The following is a 22,635-nucleotide window of genomic DNA, read 5'->3' on the forward strand; positions in this document are numbered from 1 at the left end:
GGCCATGCCGACTCCCTGTTCAGGAGGCTCCATGAACCTCGATTCAGCCCTGGCTTACCAGTCCGGTTTCGGCAACGAATTCAGCTCCGAAGCGTTGCCCGGCGCACTGCCTGTCGGCCAGAACTCCCCGCAGAAAGCCCCTTACGGTCTGTACACCGAACTGTTCTCCGGCACCGCGTTCACCATGACCCGCAGCGAAGCGCGGCGTACGTGGATGTACCGGATCCAGCCGTCGGCCAATCACCCGGCATTCGTCAAGCTGGAGCGGCAACTGGCGGGCGGCCCGTTGGGTGAAGTGACCCCCAATCGCCTGCGCTGGAACCCGTTGGACATTCCGGCCGAACCGACCGATTTCATCGACGGTCTGGTGAGCATGGCCGCCAACTCCGGCGCCGACAAACCCGCTGGCATCAGCATCTATCACTACTGCGCCAACCGTTCGATGGAGCGGGTATTTTTCAACGCCGACGGCGAGCTGCTGCTGGTGCCGCAACTGGGTCGCCTGCGCATCGCCACCGAACTGGGTGTGCTGGAAGTGGCGCCGCTGGAAATCGCCGTGCTGCCACGGGGCCTGAAATTCCGCGTCGAACTGCTCGATTCGCAAGCGCGCGGTTACGTCGCCGAGAACCATGGCGCGCCGTTGCGTCTTCCGGATCTGGGGCCGATCGGCAGCAACGGCCTGGCCAATCCGCGGGACTTCCTGACCCCGGTCGCCGCCTATGAAAACCTGCAACAACCGACCACCCTGGTGCAGAAATTCCTCGGCCAGTTGTGGGGCACCGAACTCAATCACTCGCCGCTGAACGTGGTCGCCTGGCACGGCAACAACGTGCCGTACAAATATGACCTGCGCCGCTTCAACACCATCGGCACCGTCAGCTTCGACCACCCGGATCCGTCGATCTTCACCGTGCTGACCTCGCCGACCAGCGTCCACGGTCTGGCCAACCTCGACTTCGTGATCTTCCCGCCGCGCTGGATGGTGGCCGAGAACACCTTCCGTCCGCCGTGGTTCCATCGCAACCTGATGAACGAATTCATGGGCCTGATCCAGGGCGAGTACGACGCCAAAGCGGAAGGTTTCGTGCCTGGCGGCGCGTCCCTGCACAGCTGCATGAGCGCCCATGGTCCGGACGGCGAGACCTGCACCAGAGCCATTAACGCGGAGCTGAAACCAGCGAAGATCGACAACACCATGGCCTTCATGTTCGAGACCAGCCAGGTGTTGCGCCCAAGCCGCTTCGCCCTCGAATGTCCGCAATTGCAATCCACTTACGACGCCTGCTGGGCCACGCTGCCCGCCACGTTCGACCCGACCCGGAGATAATCCATGACTCAGAATTCCATCACCCGCAGTTGGGTCGCTTCGGCCAACGGCCACACCGATTTCCCGCTGCAGAACCTGCCGCTGGGCGTATTCAGCCTCAACGGCTCGGCGCCGCGCGCGGGCGTGGCGATTGGTGAGCACATCTTCGATCTGCAAGTGGCGCTGGAGGCCGGGCTGTTCGACGGCGTCGCGCGCAGTGCCGTCGAAGCCATGCGCAGCGGCCAGTTGAACGCCTTCTTCGAGCTCGGCCGCGACGCCCGCGTTGCCCTGCGCGAGCGCCTGCTGGAACTGTTCAGCGAAGGCAGCACCCACCGCGGCAACATCGAGGCCCAGGGCGCGAAACTGCTGCCGCTGGCCGCCGATTGCCAGCTGCACCTGCCGGCGCGCATCAGCGACTACACCGACTTCTACGTCGGCATCGAACACGCGCAGAACGTCGGCAAACTGTTCCGCCCGGACAACCCGCTGCTGCCGAACTACAAACACGTGCCGATCGGTTACCACGGTCGCGCCTCCACTGTGCGCGCGTCGGGTACCGACGTACGCCGTCCGAAAGGCCAGACCCTGCCGGCCGGTGCGACCGAGCCGACCTTCGGTCCGTGCGCTCGACTGGACTATGAATTGGAACTGGGGATCTGGATCGGTCAGGGCAACGAGATGGGCGAGCCGATCGCCATTGGTGACGCCGCTGAACACATCGCCGGTTTCTGCCTGCTCAACGACTGGTCGGCCCGTGATATCCAGGCCTGGGAATACCAGCCGCTCGGCCCGTTCCTGTCCAAGAGTTTCATCACCAGTGTTTCGCCGTGGGTGGTGACCGCCGAAGCGCTGGCGCCATTCCGTACCGCGCAACCGGCGCGTCCGCAAGGTGATCCGCAGCCGTTGCCGTACCTGCTCGACAAGCGCGATCAGGATGGCGGAGCCTTCGACATCGAGCTGGAGGTGCTGCTGCTCACCGAGAAAATGCGCGAGCAGAACCTGCCGGCCCATCGCCTGACCTTGAGCAACACCCGCTACATGTACTGGACTGTCGCGCAAATGGTCGCGCACCACAGCGTCAACGGCTGCCAGTTGCAAGCCGGTGACCTGTTCGGTTCGGGCACCTTGTCCGGGCCGGAAAACGGTCAGTTCGGCAGCCTGCTGGAAATCACCGAGGGCGGCAAAAAGCCGATCGAACTGGCGTCCGGTGAAGTGCGCAAATTCCTTGAAGACGGCGACGAAATCATCCTGCGCGCCCGCTGCGCCCGCGAGGGTTTTGCCTCAATCGGCTTCGGCGAATGCCGGGGCACTGTGCTGGCGGCACGCTGACGGGAGCGGCTCATGGACCTCTACACCTACTACCGTTCCACCTCGTCGTACCGGGTGCGGATCGCGCTGGCACTCAAGGGCCTCGACTATCAGGCGTTGCCGGTCAACCTGATTGCACCGCCCGGTGGCGAGCATCGGCAACCGGCGTACCTGGCGATCAATCCCCAGGGCCGGGTGCCGGCGCTGCGCACTGACGAAGGCAAGTTGCTGATTCAGTCGCCGGCGATCATCGAGTACCTGGAAGAACGTTATCCACAGGTGCCGTTGCTCCCCGAAGACCTCGTTGCCCGCGCCCGGGTGCGTGGTGTGGCGGCGGTGATCGGCTGCGACGTGCATCCGCTGCACAACGTCAGTGTGCTCAATCGCCTGCGCGGTTTGGGCCACGACGAGGCGCAGGTGAACGAGTGGATCGGCCACTGGATCAGTCAGGGGCTGGCGACGGTGGAGCAGTTGATCGGTGACAGCGGCTTCTGTTTCGGTGAGTGGCCGTGCGTGGCGGACGTGTACCTGATTCCACAGCTGTACGCGGCCGAACGGTTCAACGTTTCGCTGGAGTCGTATCCACGGATTCGTCGGGTGGCCGCGTTGGCCGCTGAACATCCGGCGTTCATTGCGGCGCATCCGGCGAATCAGCCGGACACCCCGTAACCCCTGTGGGAGCGAGCCTGCTCGCGATAGCGGTATCTCTGTCACATCGATCGTGGATGTGCCGCCGTCATCGCGAGCAGGCTCGCTCCCACAAGGCTTTCGTTGCGGCACCAAAAATCATAAAAACAAAACAGGTACCTTGCGATGCACAACCAGATTGCCAGCTTTCGGGCGGCACTCGACGCCCGTCCTGTGTCCCGCTTTCAGTGGTTGCTCCTGATCCTGCTCGCCTTGCTGCTGGTCACCGACGGCTATGACGCCCAGGTGCTCGGTTACGTGGTGCCGGCGCTGGCGCAGGACTGGGGCCTGGAAAAATCCGCGTTCGGTCCGGTCTTCAGCGCCAACCTGCTGGGGCTGACCCTCGGTTCGCTCGCCGTGACGCCACTGGCCGACCGCTTCGGCGTGCGGCGGATTCTGCTCGCCTGCGTGCTGATCTACGCCAGCCTCACCGTGCTGATGGTGTTCGCCGATTCCCTGAACACCCTGATGATCGCGCGCTTCATCTGCGGCATCGGCATGGGTGGTGCGATGCCCAGCGCCATGGCGTTGATGTCGGAATATTCACCGCCGCGCTTGCGTACGCTGATGGTGACGCTGGCGGCCTGCGGCTTCTCTTTCGGCGGTGCGGCGGGTGGTTTTGTCGCGGCGGGTTTTATCGACCGATTCGGCTGGCAAGCGGTGTTCCTCGCCGGCGGTGTTACACCGCTGCTGTTGTTCCCGTTTCTCTGGTGGATGCTGCCGGAATCCTTGCCGCGACTGCTGCGGGATGCGCCGCCCTATGCGCGCCTGCGCAAGGTCACCGCGCGGATGCTGCCGGGCTGGCAACCCCCTGCAGCATCGGTCGAGCAGAACGAACGCGAGCAGGGCAGCAAGTTGACTGTGGTGGAGTTGTTCCGCAATGGTTACGCACGCCCGACCTTGCTGATCTGGTCGACGTTTTTCGTCAGCCTGATCCTGCTGTATTTCATGATCAGCTGGCTGCCGTCGCTGCTGCTGGAAAGTGGCCTGAAGCTCAATGAAGCGAATCTGGTGACGTCGATGTTCCTGTTCGCCGGCACGCTGGGCGCGATCTGCATGGCGTGGTTCGCCGACCGGCTGAAGAGCAAGGTGCGCCTGCTGTCCGCTGTGCTGGCCGGCGCGGCGGTGTGCACGATCCTGCTGGGCCTGAACCACGACAATCCGCGTTATCTGGTGGCCTGTGTGTTTGCGGCGGGGTTTTGCATCATTGGCGGGCAACTGACGCTCAATGCCTTCGCCAGCAACTTCTATCCGGCACACGTGCGCGCTACTGGCACCGGTTGGGCCTTGGGAGTAGGGCGCTTCGGGTCGATTCTCGGACCATTGTTCGGCAGTCTGTTGCTGGCGATGCACATTCCGGTGCAGCAGATTTTCTTCTTCTGCGCGATCCCGGCGGTGATTGCGGCGTTGTTGATCATTCAGGTGCGTTCGCCTTCAGCGGCGTCAGTCAGTGCACCACCGAATTGGGCGGCAGATGACCCAGCCGTTCCGTCAGGCGAAGCCGCTGAATCGGATCGTCACTGAGCAGTAGCGCGTGCTCCAGATCGAAGCGCTCGGCGTTCGGGCAGTCGAGGCGCTGATACAGACTGGCCCGGGCCAGATAGTCGGCGGCATTGGCATTGCCCAGTTCGAGCACGCGCTCGGCATCGATCAGCGCCGCGATGAAGTCATCGTGGGTGACGTGCAGCTGGCGCAGATTGCGCGACAGGCGCTGCAGCATCTGCAGCGGTGTGGCGGTCAGCAGGTGGTCGGCATTGAGTTGCATCTGGTGGCCGTATTGGCGATGCAGCAGTTCGCGGCAATCGTTCGGATACAGGCGCCGTCCACCGCACGGATCGAGCAAGTGATCGGCGCCGGGAACCTTCAGCAGGAAATGCCCGGGGAAGTTCACACCCACCAGCGGAATCTCCAGGCCTCGGGCCAGCTCAAGAGCAATCAGCGCCAGAGCCAGCGGTTGGCCGCGTCGAGTGTGCAACACCTTGTTGACCATCGCAGCCTGCGGGCGCAGCGGCACAAAATCGTCCTGCGCGAATCCCAGTTCTACCATGCGTCGAAGCAACGGTTGCGCCAGCTCGCTGACCGGCAACAGCGGCAAGCCGTAGCTGACCCGTTGTTGCAGCTCGATGAAGTCCTGCAACAGTGCTTGGGGCTCGACATGTTTATCGTGTTCGGCGGCCATCCACAACGCTGCCTCCAGCAGCGCAGGCGGTGAACGGTGCAGACAGTCGAAAAAACGTTGGCGCGGACTCATCAAAATCTCCGGAGAATGCCTCGTTTTAGCCCCGTCTCTGTCATTCGTCCAGTATCGCGCCGCTCTGCCATCGGGTTATGCCGCAACGCATTGGTCGCTGTCGGGCCTTATTCCCGTGCGCTTCAGCAATTTTTGGGCGCAAGCCTATACTGGCGACTACCAGAAGTGATTCGGGAGCCTGCCGATGTTCGCTCTCATGCAAAGCACTCGCCTGGAATCGCTGCACCTTAGCGTTGATCCGGTGTCCGGATTGAAGGCGGTCATTGCCATCCATAACAGTCGCCTGGGGCCAGCCCTGGGCGGGTGTCGTTATCTTGCCTACCCGAACGACGAATCCGCGGTCGAGGACGCCGTACGCCTGGCCCAGGGCATGAGCTACAAGGCTGCGTTGGCCGGTCTGGCCCAGGGCGGTGGTGTCGCCGTGATCGTGCGGCCGCCCCATGTGGAAAACCGCGCCGCCCTGTTCGAAGCCTTCGGCCGTTGCATCGATCAGCTCGACGGGCGCTACATCACCGCCATCGACAGCGGCACCTCGGTGGCGGACATGGATTGCATCGCCCAGCAGACCCAACATGTCACCAGCACCACATCCGCTGGCGACCCGGCGCCCCATGCGGCAATGGGGGTGTTCACCGGAATACGCGCCACCGCCATGGCGCGGCTGGGCAGCGACAACCTTGAAGGCTTGCGCGTGGCGATTCAGGGGCTGGGCAATGTGGGTTATGCCCTCGCTGAACAGCTGCACGCCGCCGGTGCCGAACTGCTGGTCAGCGACATTGATCACGGCAAAGTGCAACTGGCGATGGAACAGCTCAACGCCCACCCGATCGCCAACGACGCCTTACTCAGTACGCCGTGCGACATCCTCGCACCGTGCGGTCTGGGCGGTGTGCTCAACAGCCACACTGTCACACAGTTGCGCTGTTCGGCGGTGGCGGGATCGGCCAACAATCAGCTGACGCATCTGGACGTCGCCGATCAACTGGAGCGGCGCGGCATTCTGTATGCGCCGGATTACGTGATCAATGCCGGTGGGCTGATCTACGTTTCCCTCAAGCACCGGGGCGAAGAGCTGACCACGATCACCGCCCACCTGTCGAAGATCAGTTCGCGGCTGACCGAAGTGTTTGCCCACGCCCAGGCGGAAAAGCGCTCGCCAGCGAGGGTAGCGGATGAACTGGCGGAGAAGGTGTTGTACCGCTGAGGTTTGTCCGGACATGAAAAAGCCCCTGAGTCTTTCAACTCAGGGGCCATTCAATTCAGAGGCTTCAATTCAGATGCCGATTACTTCGCAGCCTTCGCCGTCTTGGCGGGTTTGGCTGGCGCTTCTACCGGTTCAGCCACGTCTGCCGGCTCGGTTGCCACAACCGGTGCAGCCGGTGCGTTGATCAGTTCCGACAGGGCATCGGGCTGGCTCTTGAACGCCCGGGCAAATACATCGCGGTTCTTCGCCATGAAGATCCCGACTTCTTCCACTTGCTGCTCGCTCAACGAAGGAACGGCTTTTTCCAGCACTTCGGCCAACAGTTCGGCCAGTTCGAGCATTTTGTCATGACGGTCAGCTTCGGCTTTATCCATGAACAAGCGCTCCAGATCTCGGCTGCTGCGGTATACCACTTCGACGGCCATTCACCACCTCACATGCCTTCACATTAAGTTGTCTTTGCGACTACTGTATCTATATACAGCGAAAAGGATAAGCGAATCCCTGCGCTTTGGGTAGTGGCTTTTTAATGTAGACCGGATTCGGAGTTTGTCAGCCCGGTGCCTGCGTGCAGGTGCGACCAAACGCCACGGCGCGGGTTTCGCGGGGGCTCGCCATGATGGCGTGGCCTCTTTTCTGCATGCATCTGCGTACGTGCGCAATAACTGTCACGTCCAGCACGCAACATCCGCTCGAACCGGGCTAAGGAATCTTCATCGTGAAAATCAACTGGGCCGAGAAACTGCGGCAAAACGTGCATCAACTGGCCGAGTCCCTGGGCAATCTGTTCGTCGAGACCTTCCATTACCTGGCGCTGTTCGCCATCGGTGCGGTGACCGCGTGGGCGGCGGTGATGGAATTTCTCGGGATGCTCGAGGAAGGGCACATCAAGATCGATGACATTCTGTTGCTGTTCATCTATCTGGAACTGGGGGCGATGGTCGGGATTTACTTCAAGACCAACCACATGCCGGTGCGCTTCCTGATCTACGTGGCGATCACCGCACTGACGCGCCTGCTGATCTCCAACGTCTCGCACCACAACCCGCCGGACATGGGCATCATCTACCTGTGCGGCGGGATTCTGTTGCTGGCGTTCTCGATTCTGGTGGTGCGTTACGCCTCGTCGCAATTCCCTTCGGTGAAAATCGAGAAGCCGCAACGCAAGCTCGGGGCGGGTTCCGGTGAACACCCCGAGATCGAGAAGGGCGAGCTTTAAAGGCCGATCGATGACGGGTGCCGGGCCTTGATCTGGCGCGGTGGCGGGGTGATTCCGTCGCCGCGGGTCATGGCTTCAAGGATCGCCATGGCGCTGTGGCCCTGTTCGATGGCGATGCCGAACTGAATGCTTTGCACCAGGCGCTTGAGGCGCTTGGGGTCGTTGCGTTGTTCGGCGCTGATCATCCGTTTGGCGACGATCCGGCCGCCATTGGAGAGGGTCAGCATGATGCTGCCGTCGAGGCCCTGAATGCTCAGGTTGATCTGATAGTCCGGCGCGAAGGCATCGGTAATGATCTGAAAAGGATTGTCCATGATGCGTCACCGCCTGATTGAACGTGCAGTTGTTGACCGGCCTTGATCGGGTTGGTTCGCCAAAACTGACCATCGGCCCTTCCGTGGTCCTGTCTCCTTCAGCGATGTAGCAAGGGACATGCCGGGAATATTGTCGAACAATGAAACCAGCCAAAAAGAAGGCGAGCCCATGGCTCGCCTTCTTGGTTTGCGGCCCGTTTCAGGGCAGAACCGAGTAGATGATCGCTGACAGTGCAATCAGGCCGATCAGCACCACGAACACGTTGGACGCCTGGCCCGAATACTGGCGCAAGGCCGGCACGCGGCGGATCGCGTACATCGGCATCAGGAACAGCAGACAGGCAATCACCGGCCCGCCGAGGGTTTCGATCATGCCGAGAATGCTCGGATTGAAGGTCGCCACGGCCCAGCAGCTGAGGATCATGAACAGTGCGGTCGCACGGTTCAGCCAGCTCGCCGACATCACCCGGCCACGGCTGCGCAGGCTTTTGACGATCATGCCCTGGAAGCCTTCGCTGGCGCCGATGTAGTGGCCGAGGAAGGATTTGGTGATTGCCACCAGCGCAATCAATGGCGCGGCGTAAGCGATGACCGGGGTCTGGAAGTGGTTGGCCAGGTACGACAGGATAGAAATGTTCTGTGCCTTGGCTGCTGCCAGATCCGCCGGCGACAGCGCCAGCACGCAACTGAAGCAGAAGAACATCACGGTTACCACCATCATGCCGTGAGCCATGGCGAGGATGCCGCTGCTCTTGCGTTCGGCCTGATCGCCGTAGCGTTGTTTTTGCTCGACGGCGAAGGCGGAGATGATCGGCGAATGGTTGAAGGAGAACACCATCACCGGGATGGCCAGCCACAGGGTCTTGAGGAACACCGACATCGGCATGGCTTCCTGGGCGCTGGCGAAGAATGCGCCGTTCCAGTTCGGAATCAGGCTGATGCCGAGCAACAGCAACGCGGCGACGAACGGGTACACCAGCACGCTCATGGCTTTGACGATCACGCTCTGACCGCAACGGACGATGGTCATCAGCCCGAGGATCAGCACCAGAGACAGCACCGCGCGCGGCGGCGGGACGATGTGCAGCTGATGTTCGAGGAAGCTGCTCAGGGTGTTGGTCAGCGCCACGCTGTACACCAGCAGGATCGGGAAGATCGCGAAGAAATACAGCAACGTGATCAGTTTGCCGGCACCGATGCCGAAGTGTTCTTCCACCACTTCGGTGATGTCACCGGAACGGCCCGACAGCACGAAGCGGGTCAGGCCCCGGTGCGCGAAGAAGGTCATCGGGAACGCCAGCAACGCCAGGATCAGCAACGGCCAGAAGCCGCCGACACCGGCGTTGATCGGCAGGAACAAGGTGCCGGCACCGATGGCCGTGCCGTACAGGCCGAGCATCCAGGTGGTGTCGAATTTGCTCCAGCCCTTGTGGGCGGTTTCGTTATTGCGTGTGCGGTCTACAGCAGGATTTTCGGCAGCAGGTGTGCGTACATCGGTCATCGTTTTTGCCTCGTTTTTATTATTGCTCGGGCTCACGTGTTACGGGCGGTCGGGGAGCGCTCCTCAGCACTCCACCCAGCTCACGGCCAGGCCGCCCCGTGAAGTCTCTTTGTATTTGTCATGCATGTCGGCGCCGGTATCGCGCATGGTGCGGATCACCCGGTCGAGGGAGATGAAATGTTTGCCGTCGCCGCGCAAGGCCATTTGCGTGGCGTTGATCGCCTTCACCGCCGCGATGGCGTTGCGCTCGATGCAAGGCACTTGCACGAGGCCGCCGACGGGATCGCAGGTCAGGCCGAGGTTGTGTTCCAGACCGATTTCGGCGGCGTTTTCCAGCTGCTCCGGTGTGGCGCCAAGCACATCGGCCAGACCCGCAGCGGCCATCGCACAAGCGGAACCGACTTCGCCCTGACAGCCGACTTCGGCGCCGGAGATCGAAGCGTTTTTCTTGCACAGAATGCCGACGGCGGCAGCGCCCAGAAAGAACGCAACCACGTCATCGTCCGACGCATCCGGATTGAATTTCATGTAGTAGTGCAGGACGGCCGGAATGATCCCGGCGGCGCCGTTGGTCGGTGCAGTGACCATGCGCCCGCCGGCGGCGTTTTCTTCGTTGACGGCGAGGGCGAACAGGTTGACCCACTCCATCGCCGACAGGGTCGAACTGATGACGTTCGGCTTGCCGATTTCCAACAGGCTGCGGTGCAATTTTGCTGCACGACGCGGAACATTCAGACCGCCGGGCAGGACGCCTTCGTGACGCAGGCCTTGCTCGACGCATTCGCGCATTACCGACCAGATGTGCAGCAGGCCCTGACGGATCTCGGCGTCGCTACGCCAGGCCCGTTCGTTGGCCATCATCAGTTCGGAAACCCGCAGGTTGTGCTGCTTGCACAGCGCCAGCAGTTCGACGGCGCTGGAGAATTCGTAGGGCAACTCGACGTCGCTGGCCGGCGCTACACCGGATTCGGCTTCGGCCGCTTCGATGATGAAACCGCCGCCGACGGAGTAGTACGTCTGCTCGAACAGTTGGCCGGATGCGCCAAAGGCTGTCAGCGACATGGCGTTCGGGTGGTAGGGCAGGCTCTCGTCCAGCAGCAGGAGATCGTGCTGCCAGTTGAAGGCAATCGAGCGTTTACCGGCCAGAGACAGTTGGCCGGTCTCGCGCAGTTGCTGGATGCGAGGCTCGATGGTCGACGGATCGATGCTGTCCGGCCATTCGCCCATCAAACCCATGACCGTCGCGCGGTCAGTGGCATGGCCGACGCCGGTGGCCGAAAGCGAGCCGTACAAACGGATTTCCACCCGCTGCACATCGTTCAGCAAATGCTGGTCGATCAGCGCCTGGGCGAAGGTCGCGGCGGCGCGCATCGGGCCGACGGTGTGGGAACTGGACGGGCCGATGCCGACTTTGAATAGATCGAAAACACTGATAGCCATGCTAAACCCTTACAAGCGATGGAGTAGGAATCGCTGCCATTTTTTGTAGGACAAGCGCAATGTCGGCGATACTGCCTACCTCGCTTCAACGTGACTAACGAAACTTCCTAAGTAAGCCTTTAGCAGGACTAAACCATGAGCCGTCAATTGCATGCCCAGACTTACGTCTGGCTGCAGGTGTTTTCCTGTGCCGCACGGCACTTGTCATTCACTCGCTGTGCCGAGGAACTGCACATCACGCCGGGGGCGGTGAGTCAGCAAATCCGACAGCTGGAAGAGCGGCTGGGGTTTCGCTTGTTTCACCGCCGCGCCAGGGGCGTGGAGTTGAGCGCGGAAGGGCAGCGACTGGCGATCACGGTGAATGAGGCCTACGGCAGCATCGATGCAGAATTGCGGCGCCTGGATGCGGGAATGATCAGCGGGATTCTGCGGGTGCGTTCGATTCCGTCGTTCCTCAGCAAATGGCTGACCCCGCGTTTGCCGCGCCTGCAACAGCGTTACCCGGACATCCAGTTGCGACTGGTGGCCGAGGACAGCAGCGTGCCGTTGCATGAAGGGGACTTCGACCTGGCCATCGACTTGAATGACGGCAGTTATCCGGGCCTGTTATCCACAGCCTTGCTCGACGAGCAGATTTTTCCGGTGTGCGCGCCGGGCCTGCTGCGTGGGCGGCCGCCGCTGCACGGGCCGGCGGATCTGGTGCATTTCCCGCTGCTGCACGACATCACCGCCTGGCGCGGCAGCTATGAATACGCGGAGTGGGAGTTTTATCTGAATGCCATCGGTTTCGAGGGCGCCGATGTGCGGCGCGGGCACACGTTCAATCGCAACCACTTGACCATCGAAGCGGCGATTGCCGGTATGGGCGTGGCGATTGCCCGGCGCACGTTGCTCAACGACGAGCTGGAGCGGGGGACGTTGATCGTGCCATTCGGGATTTCAGTGCCCAATCACAAGCGCTATGTCTTGCTTTATGCGCCGGGGGCGTTGAGCCATCCGGGTGTGCGGGCGGTGCATGATTGGCTGGTGGAGGAGGCGGGAATTTTTCGCAGCCTTCACCCGCTGCGTGATGGCCAATTGTGAGCAGATTTTACGGGGTGCCGGGGCGACCCAACTCCCGACCTTACCAGCGCTTTACTCGGTTGTCCGGCTTTTTTTGCGTATGAATATTTATCTTTTTTCAGGGGTTGAAATGTTCGTCAAGCGGGCCGATTGTTGTAATCAAGAGGTCACGAAATCCTGTTCCAGGCCTCTTGCGAGCTAGCTGAAATAAGGGATGAACTATGCAAATCCAAGTCAACAGCGACAACCATATTCAAAGCAGCAAACGACTGGAGGAGTGGGTACGCACCACAATTGAGAGCACGCTCGACCGTTATGAGGAAGACCTGACCCGTGTCGAAGTCCATCTGAGCGACGAGAACGGTGACAAGCCGGGTCCCCATGACCTGCGCTGCCAACTGGAAGCGCGGCCGAAAGGCCATCAACCGATTTCCGTCACCCACAAAGCCGATTCGCTGGAACAGGCGATCGATGGTGCAGCCGAAAAACTGGAGCACGCGCTGGAGCACCTGTTTGGCAAACTGCGCGGCAAACCGCGAGCCGCTGTGGTGCCATTCACAAGCAAGGCCAATGACAAGCTATTGGCGGAAGAGTTTGACGAGAACGAACAGGCAGCGATCAACAGTTGATGCGCTGATTTTCCAAGCCACCCAATGAGAAAGGGCCTGCAATTGCAGGCCCTTTCTGTTTTCAGCAGGATCAGAAAGCCACGGAGGTCTGCACGTACACCGTGCGCGGCTCACCGACATACTTGCCCTTGTTGTTGTCATCGAACGAGCGGGTGAAGTATTGCGTGTTGAAGATGTTTTTCACCCCCACCGCCACGTTCAGGTCCGACAGCTGCGGGCCGAAGTCATAACCGGCACGGCTGCTGAACAGCATGTAGCCGGGGATCTTGCCGGTGCTGCCGTCGGCGCTTTCTTTCGAGGTGTTGGCGTTGTCGGCGAACTGGTCGCTCTGGAAGCTGCTGTCCAGGTTCAGTTTCCACGGCCCTTCGGTGTAACCGACGCCGATCGTGCCTTTGTGTTTCGACGAGAACGGCACACGATTGCCCTTGTTCGGCCCATCTTCACGGATGGTTGCGTCGACATAGGCGTAAGTGGCGTAGACATCGAAGCCGGCCAGCGCCGGGCTCAAGTCGTCGAGAGCGTAGTTGACGCTGGTTTCGATGCCCTGATGCCGGGTTTCGCCACGGGCGATCACCGAATCGTTGGTCTGGTTGCTTTCGTACTGGTTGTCGAAGTTGATCAGGAACGCGCCGATCTCCGCTCGCAGTGCACCGTTGTCGTAGCGGGTGCCGACTTCCCACGTGCGGGCCTTCTCCGGTTTCACTTCGCCGCTGCTGACGCGGTTGGGCATCTGGCTGTATTGCACGCTGCCGAAGGAGCCCTCGGTGTTGGCGTACAGGTTCCAGCTGTCGGTCAGGTGATACAGCACGTTCAACGCCGGCAGCGCGGTGTTGTAGTCGCCCTTGTATTTGACGTTGGTCAGGTTGTTGGTCTGCTGCGACTCGATCATTTCGTAGCGCACGCCCGGGGTGATCGTCCACTTGCCGATGTCGATGCGGTCATCGACGAAGAACGCATTGGCCTCGGTGCCGCCGCGAGTGTCACGGTCGTTGCGGCTGTTGGTGGTCGGGTATTCGTTGCTGGCGATCGGGGTGCGATAGCGCAACTCGTGACCGGCCTCGTTGATATAGCGATAGCCGACGCCGACTTCATGGGCGGTCGGGCCAAGGTCGAAGCCTTGGGCGAATCGGGTTTCCAGACCGCGAACCCAGTATTCACGTGGCGACAGCGACAGGAACGTGCCCTGATCCAGATAACCGCTGCGCAGGGTCTTGGTAAAGAAGGTGTTGGCGGTGAATTCGCGGCGATCTTCCTGGTAGCGATAGCCGACATTGAACATCGTGCGACGGCCCCAGAACTGGTCTTTTGGCCGGGTAGACTGGTACGGGTCGGCATCGTAGTCGGCGACATTCAGGCCGCCGGGCATGTCGGCCTTGCCTTCGTAATACTGGGCCATGGCGTTGAAGCTGTTGGCTTCGTCGAGCTGGTATTTGCCCTTGAGGATCAGGTCGTCGATTTCCGTGTCGCTGTGTTCACGCCAGTCGCCACCGCGCGTGCCGGAGTACAGCAACGCGCCGCCCAGACCATTGGCATTGGTGCCGCCGGCCAGCAGGTTGGCGCTGGTCTTGAAGCCGTCATGGCTGGACGATGGACTGGTTTCAGTCTGGAAGCCGCCCTTGACGGTCGGCTCGTCAGGGATCGCCCGGGTTACGAAGTTGACCACGCCGCCGACGTTCTGCGGGCCGTAACGCACGGCACCGCCGCCACGCACCACGTCCACCGCATCCATGTTGCCCATGCTGATCGGTGCGAAGGACAACTGCGGCTGGCCGTAAGGCGCGAACGGCACCGGAATGCCGTCCATCAATACCGTCGAGCGTGCAGCCAGGCGCGGGTTGAGGCCGCGAATGCCGAAGTTCAGCGCCATGTCGTGGCTGCCGGTGCCGTTGTTTTCCGGGGCATTGACCCCGGGAATGCGGTTGAGCACATCGCGGGCCTGGGTCGCGCCCTGGCGTTCGAATTCTTCGCGACGGATCACGTCACGGGCGCCGGGGTGCTCGAAAACGTTGACCTGTTCGGCTTCACCGAGCCAGTCGCCAACCACTGTCGAAGTGTCCAGCTCGAGCGCCGTATCGCTCGACGGTTGCAGGCTGAAAGCGTTGCCGCCTTCGGCCCGGGCCCGCAGGCCGGTGCCTTCGAGCAGCGCGTTCAGGCCTTGTTCCGCGGTATAGCTGCCTTCCAGGCCGCGGCTCTGCACGCCGCGGGTGACTTGCGAGCCGAACGAGATCAGCACACCGGCCTCACGACCGAACTGGTTAAGGGCGTTTTCCAGCGATGACGGGGCGATGTGATAAGCCTTGGTTTCAGCGGCCTGCGCGAGGGGCAGGGCGCTGAAGCTCAGGCTGGCGCCGAGGACGAGGTTGCGCAGGGTTCGGGCCAACGGCGTGAGGCGGGTGGGGTGCATGGAGGACGGTCCTGAGAAGGTTGAATCAAGGGGGCTTTCCTTCTCTGTCACACCAGATCTGAAAAACGGCTCATTTATTTTTACAGGGGACGCGGAGCCCCCGGGGTTGAGCTCCCACGCAGAGCGTGGGAGCGATCAGGCTCTGGCTTCGACCGTCACCCAATAGCGAGTAAAACGCTTCACGTTCACTGGCAGGCTGATTGCCAGCAGGTCGAGAATCCGCTCGCTGTCGTCCAGTGGATAAGTCCCTGATATCAGCAGGTCAGCCACTTTCACATCGCAATTGAGCTGCCCGCGACGGTAGCGACCCAGTTCGTCGAGGAAGTCGCCAAGGCGCATGTGCGCGGCCACCAGCATGCCGTCGGCCCAGGCGCCGCTGTTGGCGTCCAGCGGTTTTGCCGCACTGACGTCGGTGGAGCTGAAACTCAGTTGTCGGGCGACCGGCAGCAGCATCGGCGCGCGACCTTGCGCATTCAATTCGACCCGACCTTCAAACAGCGCAACCTGCGTGCGGTCGGCAAACTGCCGCACGTTTATTCGCGCGCCCTGGGTTTTCAGAAGGCCCTGGGCGGTTTGTACTTCGAAGGATTGTGTGGCGGTCAGCAGCATTTCGCCTTCGAGCAAGCGAATCAGACCATCGCCCCGGACATCCGCCGCACTCGCGGTGTTGAGCTGCAATTGACCGTCCGCGCCGAGCGATATCTTGCGTCGCTGACCGACCGGGCTGCGGTAATCGGCCAGCAGCGACGGCAACGGATTGTGCTTGCGCATTCCCCAGGTGACCGCCGAGCCGGCGCCGAGAATCAGCAACAACTTCAGCGCCTGACGCCGGCTGGCGGATTTCGGCGCATTCAACGCGGCGTGGGCCAGTGGCGACGACAATCCGCGCAGCCGCGAATTGACCCGCTGAATGTGTTCCCACGCACGGCGGTGTTCGCTGTGGGCGTTGATCCATTGTTGCCAGGCTTGTTGCTGGCGCGGATTCAATGGGCCCTGCTGCATTTCCAGCAACCAGTGCACCGCCTGCTCGGCGACCTGCGCGGAAAAATCCATCGGCGGGTTCACCGGGCGAAATAGCAGCGCATCGCCGCTTTATTCAGATGACGTTTGACCGTGGCCACGGAGATACCCAGTTCAGCGGCGATCTGTGGATAGGTCAGGCCATCCACTTGTGCCAGCAGAAATGCGCGTTTGACGACGCGCGAAAGACCGTCGAGCAACTGATCCAGCTCCATCAGGGATTGCAGGATGATCGCTTTCTCCTCTTCCGAAGGTGCGACCATTTCCGGCATCTGCGCGAGGGTGTCGAGGTAGGCGCGCTCCAGGTCCTGACGGCGGTAATGGTTGAACAGCACGCGCTTGGCCAGAGTGGTGAGGAACGCACGGGGTTCGATGATCACCGGCGGCTCGCGGGCGGTCAGGACGCGGATGAAGGTGTCCTGGGCCAGATCGGCGGCGCTGTCCGGGCAGCCGAGTTTGCGCCGCAGCCAGCCGGTGAGCCAGCTGTGATGGGCCTGGTAGAGCGATTCGACAGGATGGGCGGACGACAACGGCATCACTCCGGGCGCATGCAGGATGCGTTAGAGAACAAGAATGGTTCGCATTGTAGGGCTGCGCGTAAGTGCCGGCAATCAGACTCTTTTGCGTATGAGAATATTTATCATTAATATTGTTTGCCTGTCGTCTGGCTGTTGGCCGGGCGTTAACCGTTTCAGGGTCGAAACATGAAAGCCAAACTCGCCGCACTTCCCATGTCCTATCGTCTGGCTGTCACGTCGCGGGTGCTCGCGGCGGTGTTTGGCGGCTATCTGGTCGCGGCGCTGGCCAGTGTCACGCTGACCCTGTGGTTACCGCTGAACCGCGCCGAAGCAGTCGTTACCGGGATGACCGTTTCGTTTCTGGTTTACCTGGTGGCCGTGCTCTGGTGTTTCGCCTGCCGCAGCGCGTGGGCCGCGTGGGTCGGGCTGCTGGTGCCGAGTGTGATTCTGGCGACGATCTCCGGCGCTGCTCGGGGGCTGGGTTACGCATGAAAGAGGATTCAAGGCAGGCAATGACCGGCCCACTACCGCTCACTGTCGCAGGGTTCTTGAACTGAGATGCTGATCAGCCATCCGCCCGAGTCCCGCGACGACGAGCCCCACGGCGCCCGCGCGCACTTTCTGCAGGTGTTTCTGTCCCAACGTTCGCAAATGGAAGCGCTGGTGAACCGGCGCGTCGGTTGCAGGGCGACGGCAGCGGATCTGGTGCAGGATCTGTTCCTGCGTTTCTGGCGCCGGCCGCTCGTTCAGGTGGAAGAGCTCAGCACTTATCTTCTGCGCTGCGCCGGCAACATTGCGATCGACCACTTGCGCAGTGAAGGCACGCGGGTTCGGGTCAATGAAGGCTGGCAACCGGACGAACCCGACAGTAGCGCCAGCGAGCCACAGGCCGCGCTCGAAGCGGGTAATGATCTGCGCCACGTCGAAGCAGCGTTGCGCGCCTTGCCCGAGCGCACGCGGCAGATCTTTTTGCTCAATCGCATCCACGGGCGCAAGTACGCCGAGATCGCCAAGGCCATGGGCCTGTCCCAAAGCGCCGTGGAAAAACATATGATGCGCGCCCTCGAGGCCTGCAAGGCCAGCCTGCGCGAACCCGCGCCACGCCTGCCAGGGAAAGCACCGTGAACCACACTGACCGCGTCACCCCGACGCCCGCTCAGGAGCAGGCGGCTTTTGCCTGGCTGAGCCTGTTGCATGACCGCCCCAGCACCGGTGATCAACTGACCTTCAGTCAATGGCTGCATGCCGATCCCGCGCATGCCGAGGCATACGCCCAGGCGCAGGTCATCTGGGAGTTGAGCGAAGGGCCGGCGCGTACTCTGGCCGATGAAGACGCTCTGGCGTTGCAGGGATTGCTCAATGCGATGAACCGACCGCGCCGTACGCCCCTTCGACGCTGGGCCGGTGGACTGGCCATGGCGGCCTGTCTGTTGCTGATGATCAGCCTCGGCACCGGTTGGCAGCCGCAGCGTTGGGTCGATGATCTGGGCGCCGATTATGTTTCGGCTCCCGGCGAAATCCGCACCGTGATCCTGGCCGATCAATCGCAGGTGACGCTGGACGCCGACAGCGCTATCGCCGTGGATTTCAGTCACGGCGAGCGGCATGTGCAATTGCGCCGCGGCGCCGGATTTTTCAGCGTGACTCACACCGGCGAGTCGTTCGTGGTCGAGGCCGAGAGGGGCCAGGCGCGGGTGCTCGGTACTCAGTTCGAAGTACGCCTGCAACCTCGTGGGGCTCAGGTCACCGTGTTGTCCGGACGCGTCGGTGTGACGGCGGCAAGAGACGCCGAACAACAGATTCTCACTGCTGGCCAACAGGTTGCGTATGGCGAAGGTTCGGCGCAAAAACTGCACGCCGTGGATAGCGAAGCGCAACTGGCCTGGCGTCAGGGCTGGCTGACTTACTACAAGTCGACACTGGCCGATGTGGTGCAGGATCTGCGGCGCTATTTTCCCGGACGGATCGTGTTGCTCAACGACGAACTGGGCGCACGCAAAGTCAGCGGCAGCTTTCCGAGCAAGGACCCGCAAGCGGTGCTGAACTCGCTGCAAGGGGTGTTGGGATTCGAGCAGCATCAATTGCCGGGAAATCTGATAATTCTTCGCTGATCTCACTGGCCCTTTCGTGAGCAAGCTCGCACAGGGAAGTGCATTTCAGGGTGAGAGCGAGCTTGCTCGCGAAGGCGTCGGCACTGACAAAATCTCATTCTGAAAATATTTTCAATTTTGTGGTGAGGTAAATCCCGATGCCATCCGTGTAGTGACTGAAACTGCGAGTCATTCGCATCCGTTGCGGTTCTACACAGGTCATGAGCAATGAAGTCCAGGGCAAAATCGGGTTCGGTCAAACAGTGGTTCGGCGCCTCGGCGCTGAGTTTTGCGGCGTTGGCATTACTGCCGATGAGCGTGGCGCAAGCCGCTGAAAGCAACAGCAGCCAGCCTCAGAAACAATTCAGTTTTTCCCTGACCGCCAAACCGCTGCCGCAGGCCTTGAGCGATTTCAGTCGCGTGACCGGTCAGAGCGTGGTCTACACCGTCGAAGCGCCTTACGGCCTCGACGCGCCGGCAATCAATGGCCAGATGAGTGCCGAACAGGCGCTGCAACGTCTGCTCAGCGGTTCCGGCCTGACCTTCCGTCGCACCGACAGTCATACGTTGATGCTCGAACCGCAGCCCATCGAGGGCGCACTGAACCTCGGTGCGACCACTATCACCTCGATGGAAAATCAGCCGCTGAGTTACCAGCCACCGGAAACCAGTTCGGTGATGCGCTCCTCCGCTTCGCTTCAGGAAATCCCGCAGACCGTCAACGTGATCCCGACCCAGGTCATTCGCGACCAGGCGCCGCGCAATCTCGATGACGCCCTGGCCAACGTCAGCGGCATCACCCAGGGCAACACCTTGGGCAGCACCCAGGATTCGGTGATGACCCGTGGCTTCGGCGATAACCGCAACGGCTCGATCATGCGCGACGGCATGCCGGTAGTGCAGGGCCGTGGCATGAACGCCACCGTGGATCGCGTCGAAGTGCTCAAGGGCCCGGCCTCGCTGCTGTACGGGATTCAGGACCCGGGCGGCGTGGTCAACATGGTCAGCAAGAAACCCGAACTTGAGCAGTACAACGCCCTGACCCTGCGGGGCTCGACTTACGGCGACGGCAAGAACGGCAGCGGCGGTTCGTTCGACAGCACCGGTGCGCTGGGTGATTCCGGCCTGGCCTATCGCATGGTGCTGGATCACGAGGACGAGGATTACTGGCGCAACTTCGGTACGCACCGTGAATCGCTGATCGCGCCGTCGCTGGCCTGGTACGGCGAGCGCACCAAGCTGTTGTTCGCGTATGAGCATCGGGAATTCCTGACGCCGTTCGACCGTGGCACGCTGATCGATCCACGCACCAACCATCCGTTGGACATTTCGCGCAACGAACGTCTCGACGAGAAATTCAACGACATGGAAGGGCGTTCGGACCTCTACCACTTCGAGGCCGACCACGAACTCAACGATGACTGGAAAGCCCATTTCGGCTACAGCTGGAACCGCGAAACCTATGACGCCAGCCAGGTCCGCGTAACCGCCATCGACACCAAAAAAGGCACCCTGACCCGCAGCATGGACGGCACCCAGGGCGCGATCAGTACCGACCGTTTCACCACTGCCAGCCTCGAAGGCAAGGTCAAGGTGCTGGGCATGCAGCATGACCTGGTGTTCGGCGTCGACGACGAGTACCGCAAGATCTACCGTGCCGACCTGATCCGCCAGAAAAGCCTGAGCACCTTCAGTTACGTCAATCCGGTCTATGGCCGCGAAGTCGAAGGTACCACCGTCAGCCCGGCGGACAGCGCGCAGACCGATCTGCTGCGCAGTGATTCGGTGTTCCTGCAGGACTCGATCCACCTCAACGACCAGTGGATTCTGGTGGCCGGCGGGCGGTTCCAGGAGTACGACCAGTACGCCGGCAAAGGCGTGCCGTTCAAGGCCAACACCGACAGCAACGGGCAGAAGTGGGTGCCGCGTGCCGGTCTGGTGTATCGCTATACCGACGCGTTGTCGTTCTACGGCAGCTACACCGAGTCGTTCAAACCGAACTCGACCATCGCTCCGCTCAGCGGCAGCAGCACCGTGCTCGACGGCAGCATCGCTCCGGAAGAAGCCAAGTCCTGGGAGCTGGGCGCACGCCTCGACATTCCGGGCCGCGTCACCGGCAACATCGCGCTGTTCGACATCAAGAAACGCAACGTGCTGGTGGCCAATGCCGAAGGTCCGACCACGATCTACAGCGCCGCCGGTGAAGTACGTTCCCGCGGTCTGGAAGTGGACCTGACCGGCCAGCTCAGCGACCGCTGGAGCATGATCGGCAGCTACGCCTACACCGACGCCGAGGTCACCGAAGACCCGGACTACAAAGGCAACAAGCTGCAAAACGTGGCGAAGAACACCGGCTCGCTGTCGGCGGTCTATGACTTCGGCAGCGTGATCGGCGGTGATCAACTGCGTGTCGGCGCCGGCGCGCGGTATGTCGGCGAGCGAGCGGGTAACGCGGTGAATGATTTCGAACTGCCGAGCTACACCGTGGCCGACGCGTTCGCCACCTACGACACCAAAGTGGAAGGGCAGAAGGTCAAGTTTCAGCTTAACGTGAAGAACTTGTTCGACCGCACCTATTACACCTCGGCGGCCAGCCGGTTCTTCGTGTCGATGGGCGATTCGCGGCAGATTTCGTTGTCCAGCACGCTGGAGTTCTGATCAGCGCAAAAACGCCTGGCGATACTCGCCGGGCGTTCCACCCAGCACCTGGCGAAAGCGGTTGGTGAAGTGGCTGGCACTGGCAAATCCGCATGCCAAGGCAATCTCCCCCAACGGCAACGCCGTGCCCCGCAACAACTCCCGCGCCCGGTTCAAGCGCCGTGCCAGCACATACTGATGCGGCGGCAGGCCGAAGCTCACCCGGAACATCCGCGCAAAGTGGTATTCCGACAGCGCACACAACCCCGCCAATTGGCCAAGGCTGATCGGCTCTGCCAACTGGCTGTCGATGAACTCCACCAGTTGCCGACGTTGATGCGGCGCCAGTCCACCCTTGAGGCGCAAACCCTGACGTACGCCGACCTGACTCAGCAGGGTGTGGCTGATCAGTTCGTGGGCCAGGCTGCTGGTCAGCAGACGCTCGCCGGGTTCGTCCCAGTTCAGGGTCAGCAACTGGCGAAACCGGTGGGCCTGTTGCGGATCTTCGAGGAAAGTCTGTTCGCGCAGCTGCATTTCCCGAGGCTCGCGATCCAGCAGCGTGACGCAACCCAAGGCAAATTGTTCGGCGCTGAAGTACAGGTGAGCCAGGCGAATATCACCGTTGATGACCCAACCTGATTCGTGATCGGCGGGCAGGATGCACAGCTTGTCCGGACCGCCCTTGTTGCCGGGCTCGCCACGACGGAAGGTGCCGGTGCCGCCGGCGATGTAGCAGGAAAGGGTGTGATGACTCGGCGCTTCGTATTCCTGGGCGTCGTGGTGATTGGTCCACAAGGCCGCGGACAAGCCGTCACCCAACTCGGCGCTGTGCACAAGGCGTGCATTGGGCGAGCTGTTGAGGGCTTGAAAGACTTGCAGGGTATCGATGGCGGCCATGATCGGTTCTCTTCAACGCCTTGCATCCTACTCCGCAGAATTCGCGCTGCCAGCCAGTGCCTCTTAAAAACCGCAAGTTTTCGCAAGTCATGAAAAAAGTATCAACGGTTGGTTTTTAAGTGCGTTTAGTTCTTTAAGACTGTTAGAA

At 61.5% G+C, this 22,635-nt stretch carries 20 protein-coding genes and 1 pseudogene; 12 read left to right on the forward strand and 9 right to left on the reverse strand.

Annotation, left to right across the window (positions count from 1 at the left end; translation table 11 throughout):
- The first annotated feature begins 31 nt into the window (after positions 1 to 31).
- The 4 genes from hmgA to C6Y56_RS04640 all read left to right on the forward strand — a co-directional run bounded on the left by hmgA (position 32) and on the right by C6Y56_RS04640 (position 4,825).
- Positions 32 to 1,327, forward strand: coding sequence for a homogentisate 1,2-dioxygenase (hmgA, locus tag C6Y56_RS04625; protein ID WP_169428915.1), 1,296 nt, complete (start codon positions 32 to 34; stop codon positions 1,325 to 1,327).
- 3 nt (positions 1,328 to 1,330) lie between these two features.
- Positions 1,331 to 2,635, forward strand: a complete 1,305-nt coding sequence (gene fahA / locus C6Y56_RS04630) for a fumarylacetoacetase (RefSeq protein WP_169428916.1) — start codon at positions 1,331 to 1,333, stop codon at positions 2,633 to 2,635.
- Between the two features lie 12 nt (positions 2,636 to 2,647).
- Positions 2,648 to 3,283, forward strand: coding sequence for a maleylacetoacetate isomerase (gene maiA, locus C6Y56_RS04635; protein ID WP_169428917.1), 636 nt, complete (start codon positions 2,648 to 2,650; stop codon positions 3,281 to 3,283).
- A gap of 144 nt (positions 3,284 to 3,427) precedes the next feature.
- Positions 3,428 to 4,825: an MFS transporter gene (locus C6Y56_RS04640; protein ID WP_169428918.1), complete on the forward strand. Its 1,398-nt coding sequence runs from the start codon at positions 3,428 to 3,430 to the stop codon at positions 4,823 to 4,825.
- On the opposite strand, the gene C6Y56_RS04645 is transcribed toward C6Y56_RS04640, so the two are convergent.
- Positions 4,749 to 5,552: a SirB1 family protein gene (locus tag C6Y56_RS04645; RefSeq protein WP_169428920.1), complete on the reverse strand. Its 804-nt coding sequence runs from the start codon at positions 5,550 to 5,552 to the stop codon at positions 4,749 to 4,751. The genes C6Y56_RS04640 and C6Y56_RS04645 overlap by 77 nt on opposite strands.
- Before the next feature lie 184 nt (positions 5,553 to 5,736).
- On the opposite strand from C6Y56_RS04645, the gene C6Y56_RS04650 reads away from it, so the two are divergent.
- Positions 5,737 to 6,756: a Leu/Phe/Val dehydrogenase gene (locus tag C6Y56_RS04650; protein ID WP_169428922.1), complete on the forward strand. Its 1,020-nt coding sequence runs from the start codon at positions 5,737 to 5,739 to the stop codon at positions 6,754 to 6,756.
- Between the two features lie 167 nt (positions 6,757 to 6,923).
- Here C6Y56_RS04650 and C6Y56_RS04655 read toward each other — a convergent pair.
- A pseudogene (locus C6Y56_RS04655) lies at positions 6,924 to 7,181 on the reverse strand (YebG family protein); the annotation flags it as partial.
- Positions 7,182 to 7,474: 293 nt separating this feature from the next.
- Between C6Y56_RS04655 and C6Y56_RS04660 the strand changes: the two are divergent.
- The gene (locus C6Y56_RS04660; RefSeq protein WP_003221775.1) at positions 7,475 to 7,975 is read left to right on the forward strand and encodes a phosphate-starvation-inducible protein PsiE; all 501 of its coding nucleotides are present in this window, start codon (positions 7,475 to 7,477) and stop codon (positions 7,973 to 7,975) included.
- On the opposite strand, the gene C6Y56_RS04665 is transcribed toward C6Y56_RS04660, so the two are convergent.
- From C6Y56_RS04665 to C6Y56_RS04675, 3 genes are all read right to left on the reverse strand, one after another.
- Positions 7,972 to 8,289, reverse strand: a complete 318-nt coding sequence (locus tag C6Y56_RS04665; RefSeq protein WP_169428924.1) for a DUF3509 domain-containing protein — start codon at positions 8,287 to 8,289, stop codon at positions 7,972 to 7,974. The genes C6Y56_RS04660 and C6Y56_RS04665 overlap by 4 nt on opposite strands.
- 199 nt (positions 8,290 to 8,488) lie before the next feature.
- A complete protein-coding gene (locus C6Y56_RS04670; protein WP_169428925.1) occupies positions 8,489 to 9,790 on the reverse strand; it encodes an HAAAP family serine/threonine permease in 1,302 nt (433 codons plus the stop codon).
- 63 nt (positions 9,791 to 9,853) lie between these two features.
- Positions 9,854 to 11,230, reverse strand: a complete 1,377-nt coding sequence (locus tag C6Y56_RS04675; protein ID WP_169428926.1) for an L-serine ammonia-lyase — start codon at positions 11,228 to 11,230, stop codon at positions 9,854 to 9,856.
- Positions 11,231 to 11,365: 135 nt separating this feature from the next.
- Here C6Y56_RS04675 and C6Y56_RS04680 point away from each other — a divergent pair, with 135 nt between their 5' ends.
- Both C6Y56_RS04680 and C6Y56_RS04685 read left to right on the forward strand, forming a co-directional pair.
- Entirely contained in the window at positions 11,366 to 12,313 is a 948-nt protein-coding gene (locus C6Y56_RS04680) for a LysR substrate-binding domain-containing protein (protein ID WP_169428927.1), read from the forward strand.
- A 200-nt stretch (positions 12,314 to 12,513) separates the two neighbouring features.
- Positions 12,514 to 12,921 carry an HPF/RaiA family ribosome-associated protein gene (locus C6Y56_RS04685; RefSeq protein WP_011332524.1) on the forward strand — a complete coding sequence of 136 codons (408 nt, stop codon included), beginning with the start codon at positions 12,514 to 12,516 and terminating at the stop codon, positions 12,919 to 12,921.
- A 70-nt stretch (positions 12,922 to 12,991) separates the two neighbouring features.
- Here the strand turns inward: C6Y56_RS04685 and fecA are convergent, their stop codons facing one another.
- From fecA to C6Y56_RS04700, 3 genes are all read right to left on the reverse strand, one after another.
- Positions 12,992 to 15,325, reverse strand: coding sequence for a TonB-dependent Fe(3+) dicitrate receptor FecA (gene fecA, locus C6Y56_RS04690; RefSeq protein ID WP_169428928.1), 2,334 nt, complete (start codon positions 15,323 to 15,325; stop codon positions 12,992 to 12,994).
- 135 nt (positions 15,326 to 15,460) lie between these two features.
- Positions 15,461 to 16,390 (reverse strand): DUF4880 domain-containing protein, encoded by a 930-nt coding sequence (locus C6Y56_RS04695; protein ID WP_169428930.1) that lies wholly within the window; start codon positions 16,388 to 16,390, stop codon positions 15,461 to 15,463.
- Entirely contained in the window at positions 16,387 to 16,875 is a 489-nt protein-coding gene (locus C6Y56_RS04700; RefSeq protein ID WP_169432595.1) for a sigma-70 family RNA polymerase sigma factor, read from the reverse strand. The genes C6Y56_RS04695 and C6Y56_RS04700 overlap by 4 nt, the downstream gene beginning before the upstream one ends.
- Before the next feature lie 174 nt (positions 16,876 to 17,049).
- On the opposite strand from C6Y56_RS04700, the gene C6Y56_RS04705 reads away from it, so the two are divergent.
- The 4 genes from C6Y56_RS04705 (at position 17,050) to C6Y56_RS04720 (ending at position 21,611) form a co-directional block, all read left to right on the forward strand.
- Complete coding sequence (locus tag C6Y56_RS04705; RefSeq protein WP_169428931.1) at positions 17,050 to 17,355, forward strand: DUF3649 domain-containing protein; 306 nt, start codon at positions 17,050 to 17,052, stop codon at positions 17,353 to 17,355.
- 66 nt (positions 17,356 to 17,421) lie between these two features.
- Positions 17,422 to 17,988 (forward strand): RNA polymerase sigma factor, encoded by a 567-nt coding sequence (locus C6Y56_RS04710; RefSeq protein ID WP_119426751.1) that lies wholly within the window; start codon positions 17,422 to 17,424, stop codon positions 17,986 to 17,988.
- Positions 17,985 to 18,974 carry a FecR family protein gene (locus C6Y56_RS04715; protein ID WP_169428932.1) on the forward strand — a complete coding sequence of 330 codons (990 nt, stop codon included), beginning with the start codon at positions 17,985 to 17,987 and terminating at the stop codon, positions 18,972 to 18,974. The genes C6Y56_RS04710 and C6Y56_RS04715 overlap by 4 nt, the downstream gene beginning before the upstream one ends.
- Positions 18,975 to 19,181: 207 nt before the next feature.
- Positions 19,182 to 21,611: a TonB-dependent siderophore receptor gene (locus tag C6Y56_RS04720; RefSeq protein ID WP_169428934.1), complete on the forward strand. Its 2,430-nt coding sequence runs from the start codon at positions 19,182 to 19,184 to the stop codon at positions 21,609 to 21,611.
- On the opposite strand, the gene C6Y56_RS04725 is transcribed toward C6Y56_RS04720, so the two are convergent.
- Complete coding sequence (locus C6Y56_RS04725) at positions 21,612 to 22,487, reverse strand: helix-turn-helix domain-containing protein (protein WP_169428935.1); 876 nt, start codon at positions 22,485 to 22,487, stop codon at positions 21,612 to 21,614. It lies immediately after the preceding gene.
- Positions 22,488 to 22,635 lie beyond the last annotated feature (148 nt).

Source organism: Pseudomonas fluorescens (assembly GCF_012974785.1).
Classification (GTDB): domain Bacteria; phylum Pseudomonadota; class Gammaproteobacteria; order Pseudomonadales; family Pseudomonadaceae; genus Aquipseudomonas; species Aquipseudomonas fluorescens_BT.

Excerpts from the sequence above, each read along its gene's own strand:
- C6Y56_RS04710 (WP_119426751.1), top strand. The coding sequence starts at position 17,422 with ATGCTGATCAGCCATCCGCCCGAGTCCCGCGACGACGAGCCCCACGGC.
- fecA (WP_169428928.1), bottom strand. The coding sequence starts at position 15,325 with ATGCACCCCACCCGCCTCACGCCGTTGGCCCGAACCCTGCGCAACCTC.
- C6Y56_RS04705 (WP_169428931.1), top strand. The coding sequence starts at position 17,050 with ATGAAAGCCAAACTCGCCGCACTTCCCATGTCCTATCGTCTGGCTGTC.
- C6Y56_RS04665 (WP_169428924.1), bottom strand. The coding sequence starts at position 8,289 with ATGGACAATCCTTTTCAGATCATTACCGATGCCTTCGCGCCGGACTAT.
- C6Y56_RS04640 (WP_169428918.1), top strand. The coding sequence starts at position 3,428 with ATGCACAACCAGATTGCCAGCTTTCGGGCGGCACTCGACGCCCGTCCT.
- fahA (WP_169428916.1), top strand. The coding sequence starts at position 1,331 with ATGACTCAGAATTCCATCACCCGCAGTTGGGTCGCTTCGGCCAACGGC.
- C6Y56_RS04645 (WP_169428920.1), bottom strand. The coding sequence starts at position 5,552 with ATGAGTCCGCGCCAACGTTTTTTCGACTGTCTGCACCGTTCACCGCCT.
- C6Y56_RS04650 (WP_169428922.1), top strand. The coding sequence starts at position 5,737 with ATGTTCGCTCTCATGCAAAGCACTCGCCTGGAATCGCTGCACCTTAGC.
- hmgA (WP_169428915.1), top strand. The coding sequence starts at position 32 with ATGAACCTCGATTCAGCCCTGGCTTACCAGTCCGGTTTCGGCAACGAA.
- C6Y56_RS04720 (WP_169428934.1), top strand. The coding sequence starts at position 19,182 with ATGAAGTCCAGGGCAAAATCGGGTTCGGTCAAACAGTGGTTCGGCGCC.
- C6Y56_RS04680 (WP_169428927.1), top strand. The coding sequence starts at position 11,366 with ATGAGCCGTCAATTGCATGCCCAGACTTACGTCTGGCTGCAGGTGTTT.
- C6Y56_RS04685 (WP_011332524.1), top strand. The coding sequence starts at position 12,514 with ATGCAAATCCAAGTCAACAGCGACAACCATATTCAAAGCAGCAAACGA.
- C6Y56_RS04725 (WP_169428935.1), bottom strand. The coding sequence starts at position 22,487 with ATGGCCGCCATCGATACCCTGCAAGTCTTTCAAGCCCTCAACAGCTCG.
- C6Y56_RS04675 (WP_169428926.1), bottom strand. The coding sequence starts at position 11,230 with ATGGCTATCAGTGTTTTCGATCTATTCAAAGTCGGCATCGGCCCGTCC.
- C6Y56_RS04670 (WP_169428925.1), bottom strand. The coding sequence starts at position 9,790 with ATGACCGATGTACGCACACCTGCTGCCGAAAATCCTGCTGTAGACCGC.
- maiA (WP_169428917.1), top strand. The coding sequence starts at position 2,648 with ATGGACCTCTACACCTACTACCGTTCCACCTCGTCGTACCGGGTGCGG.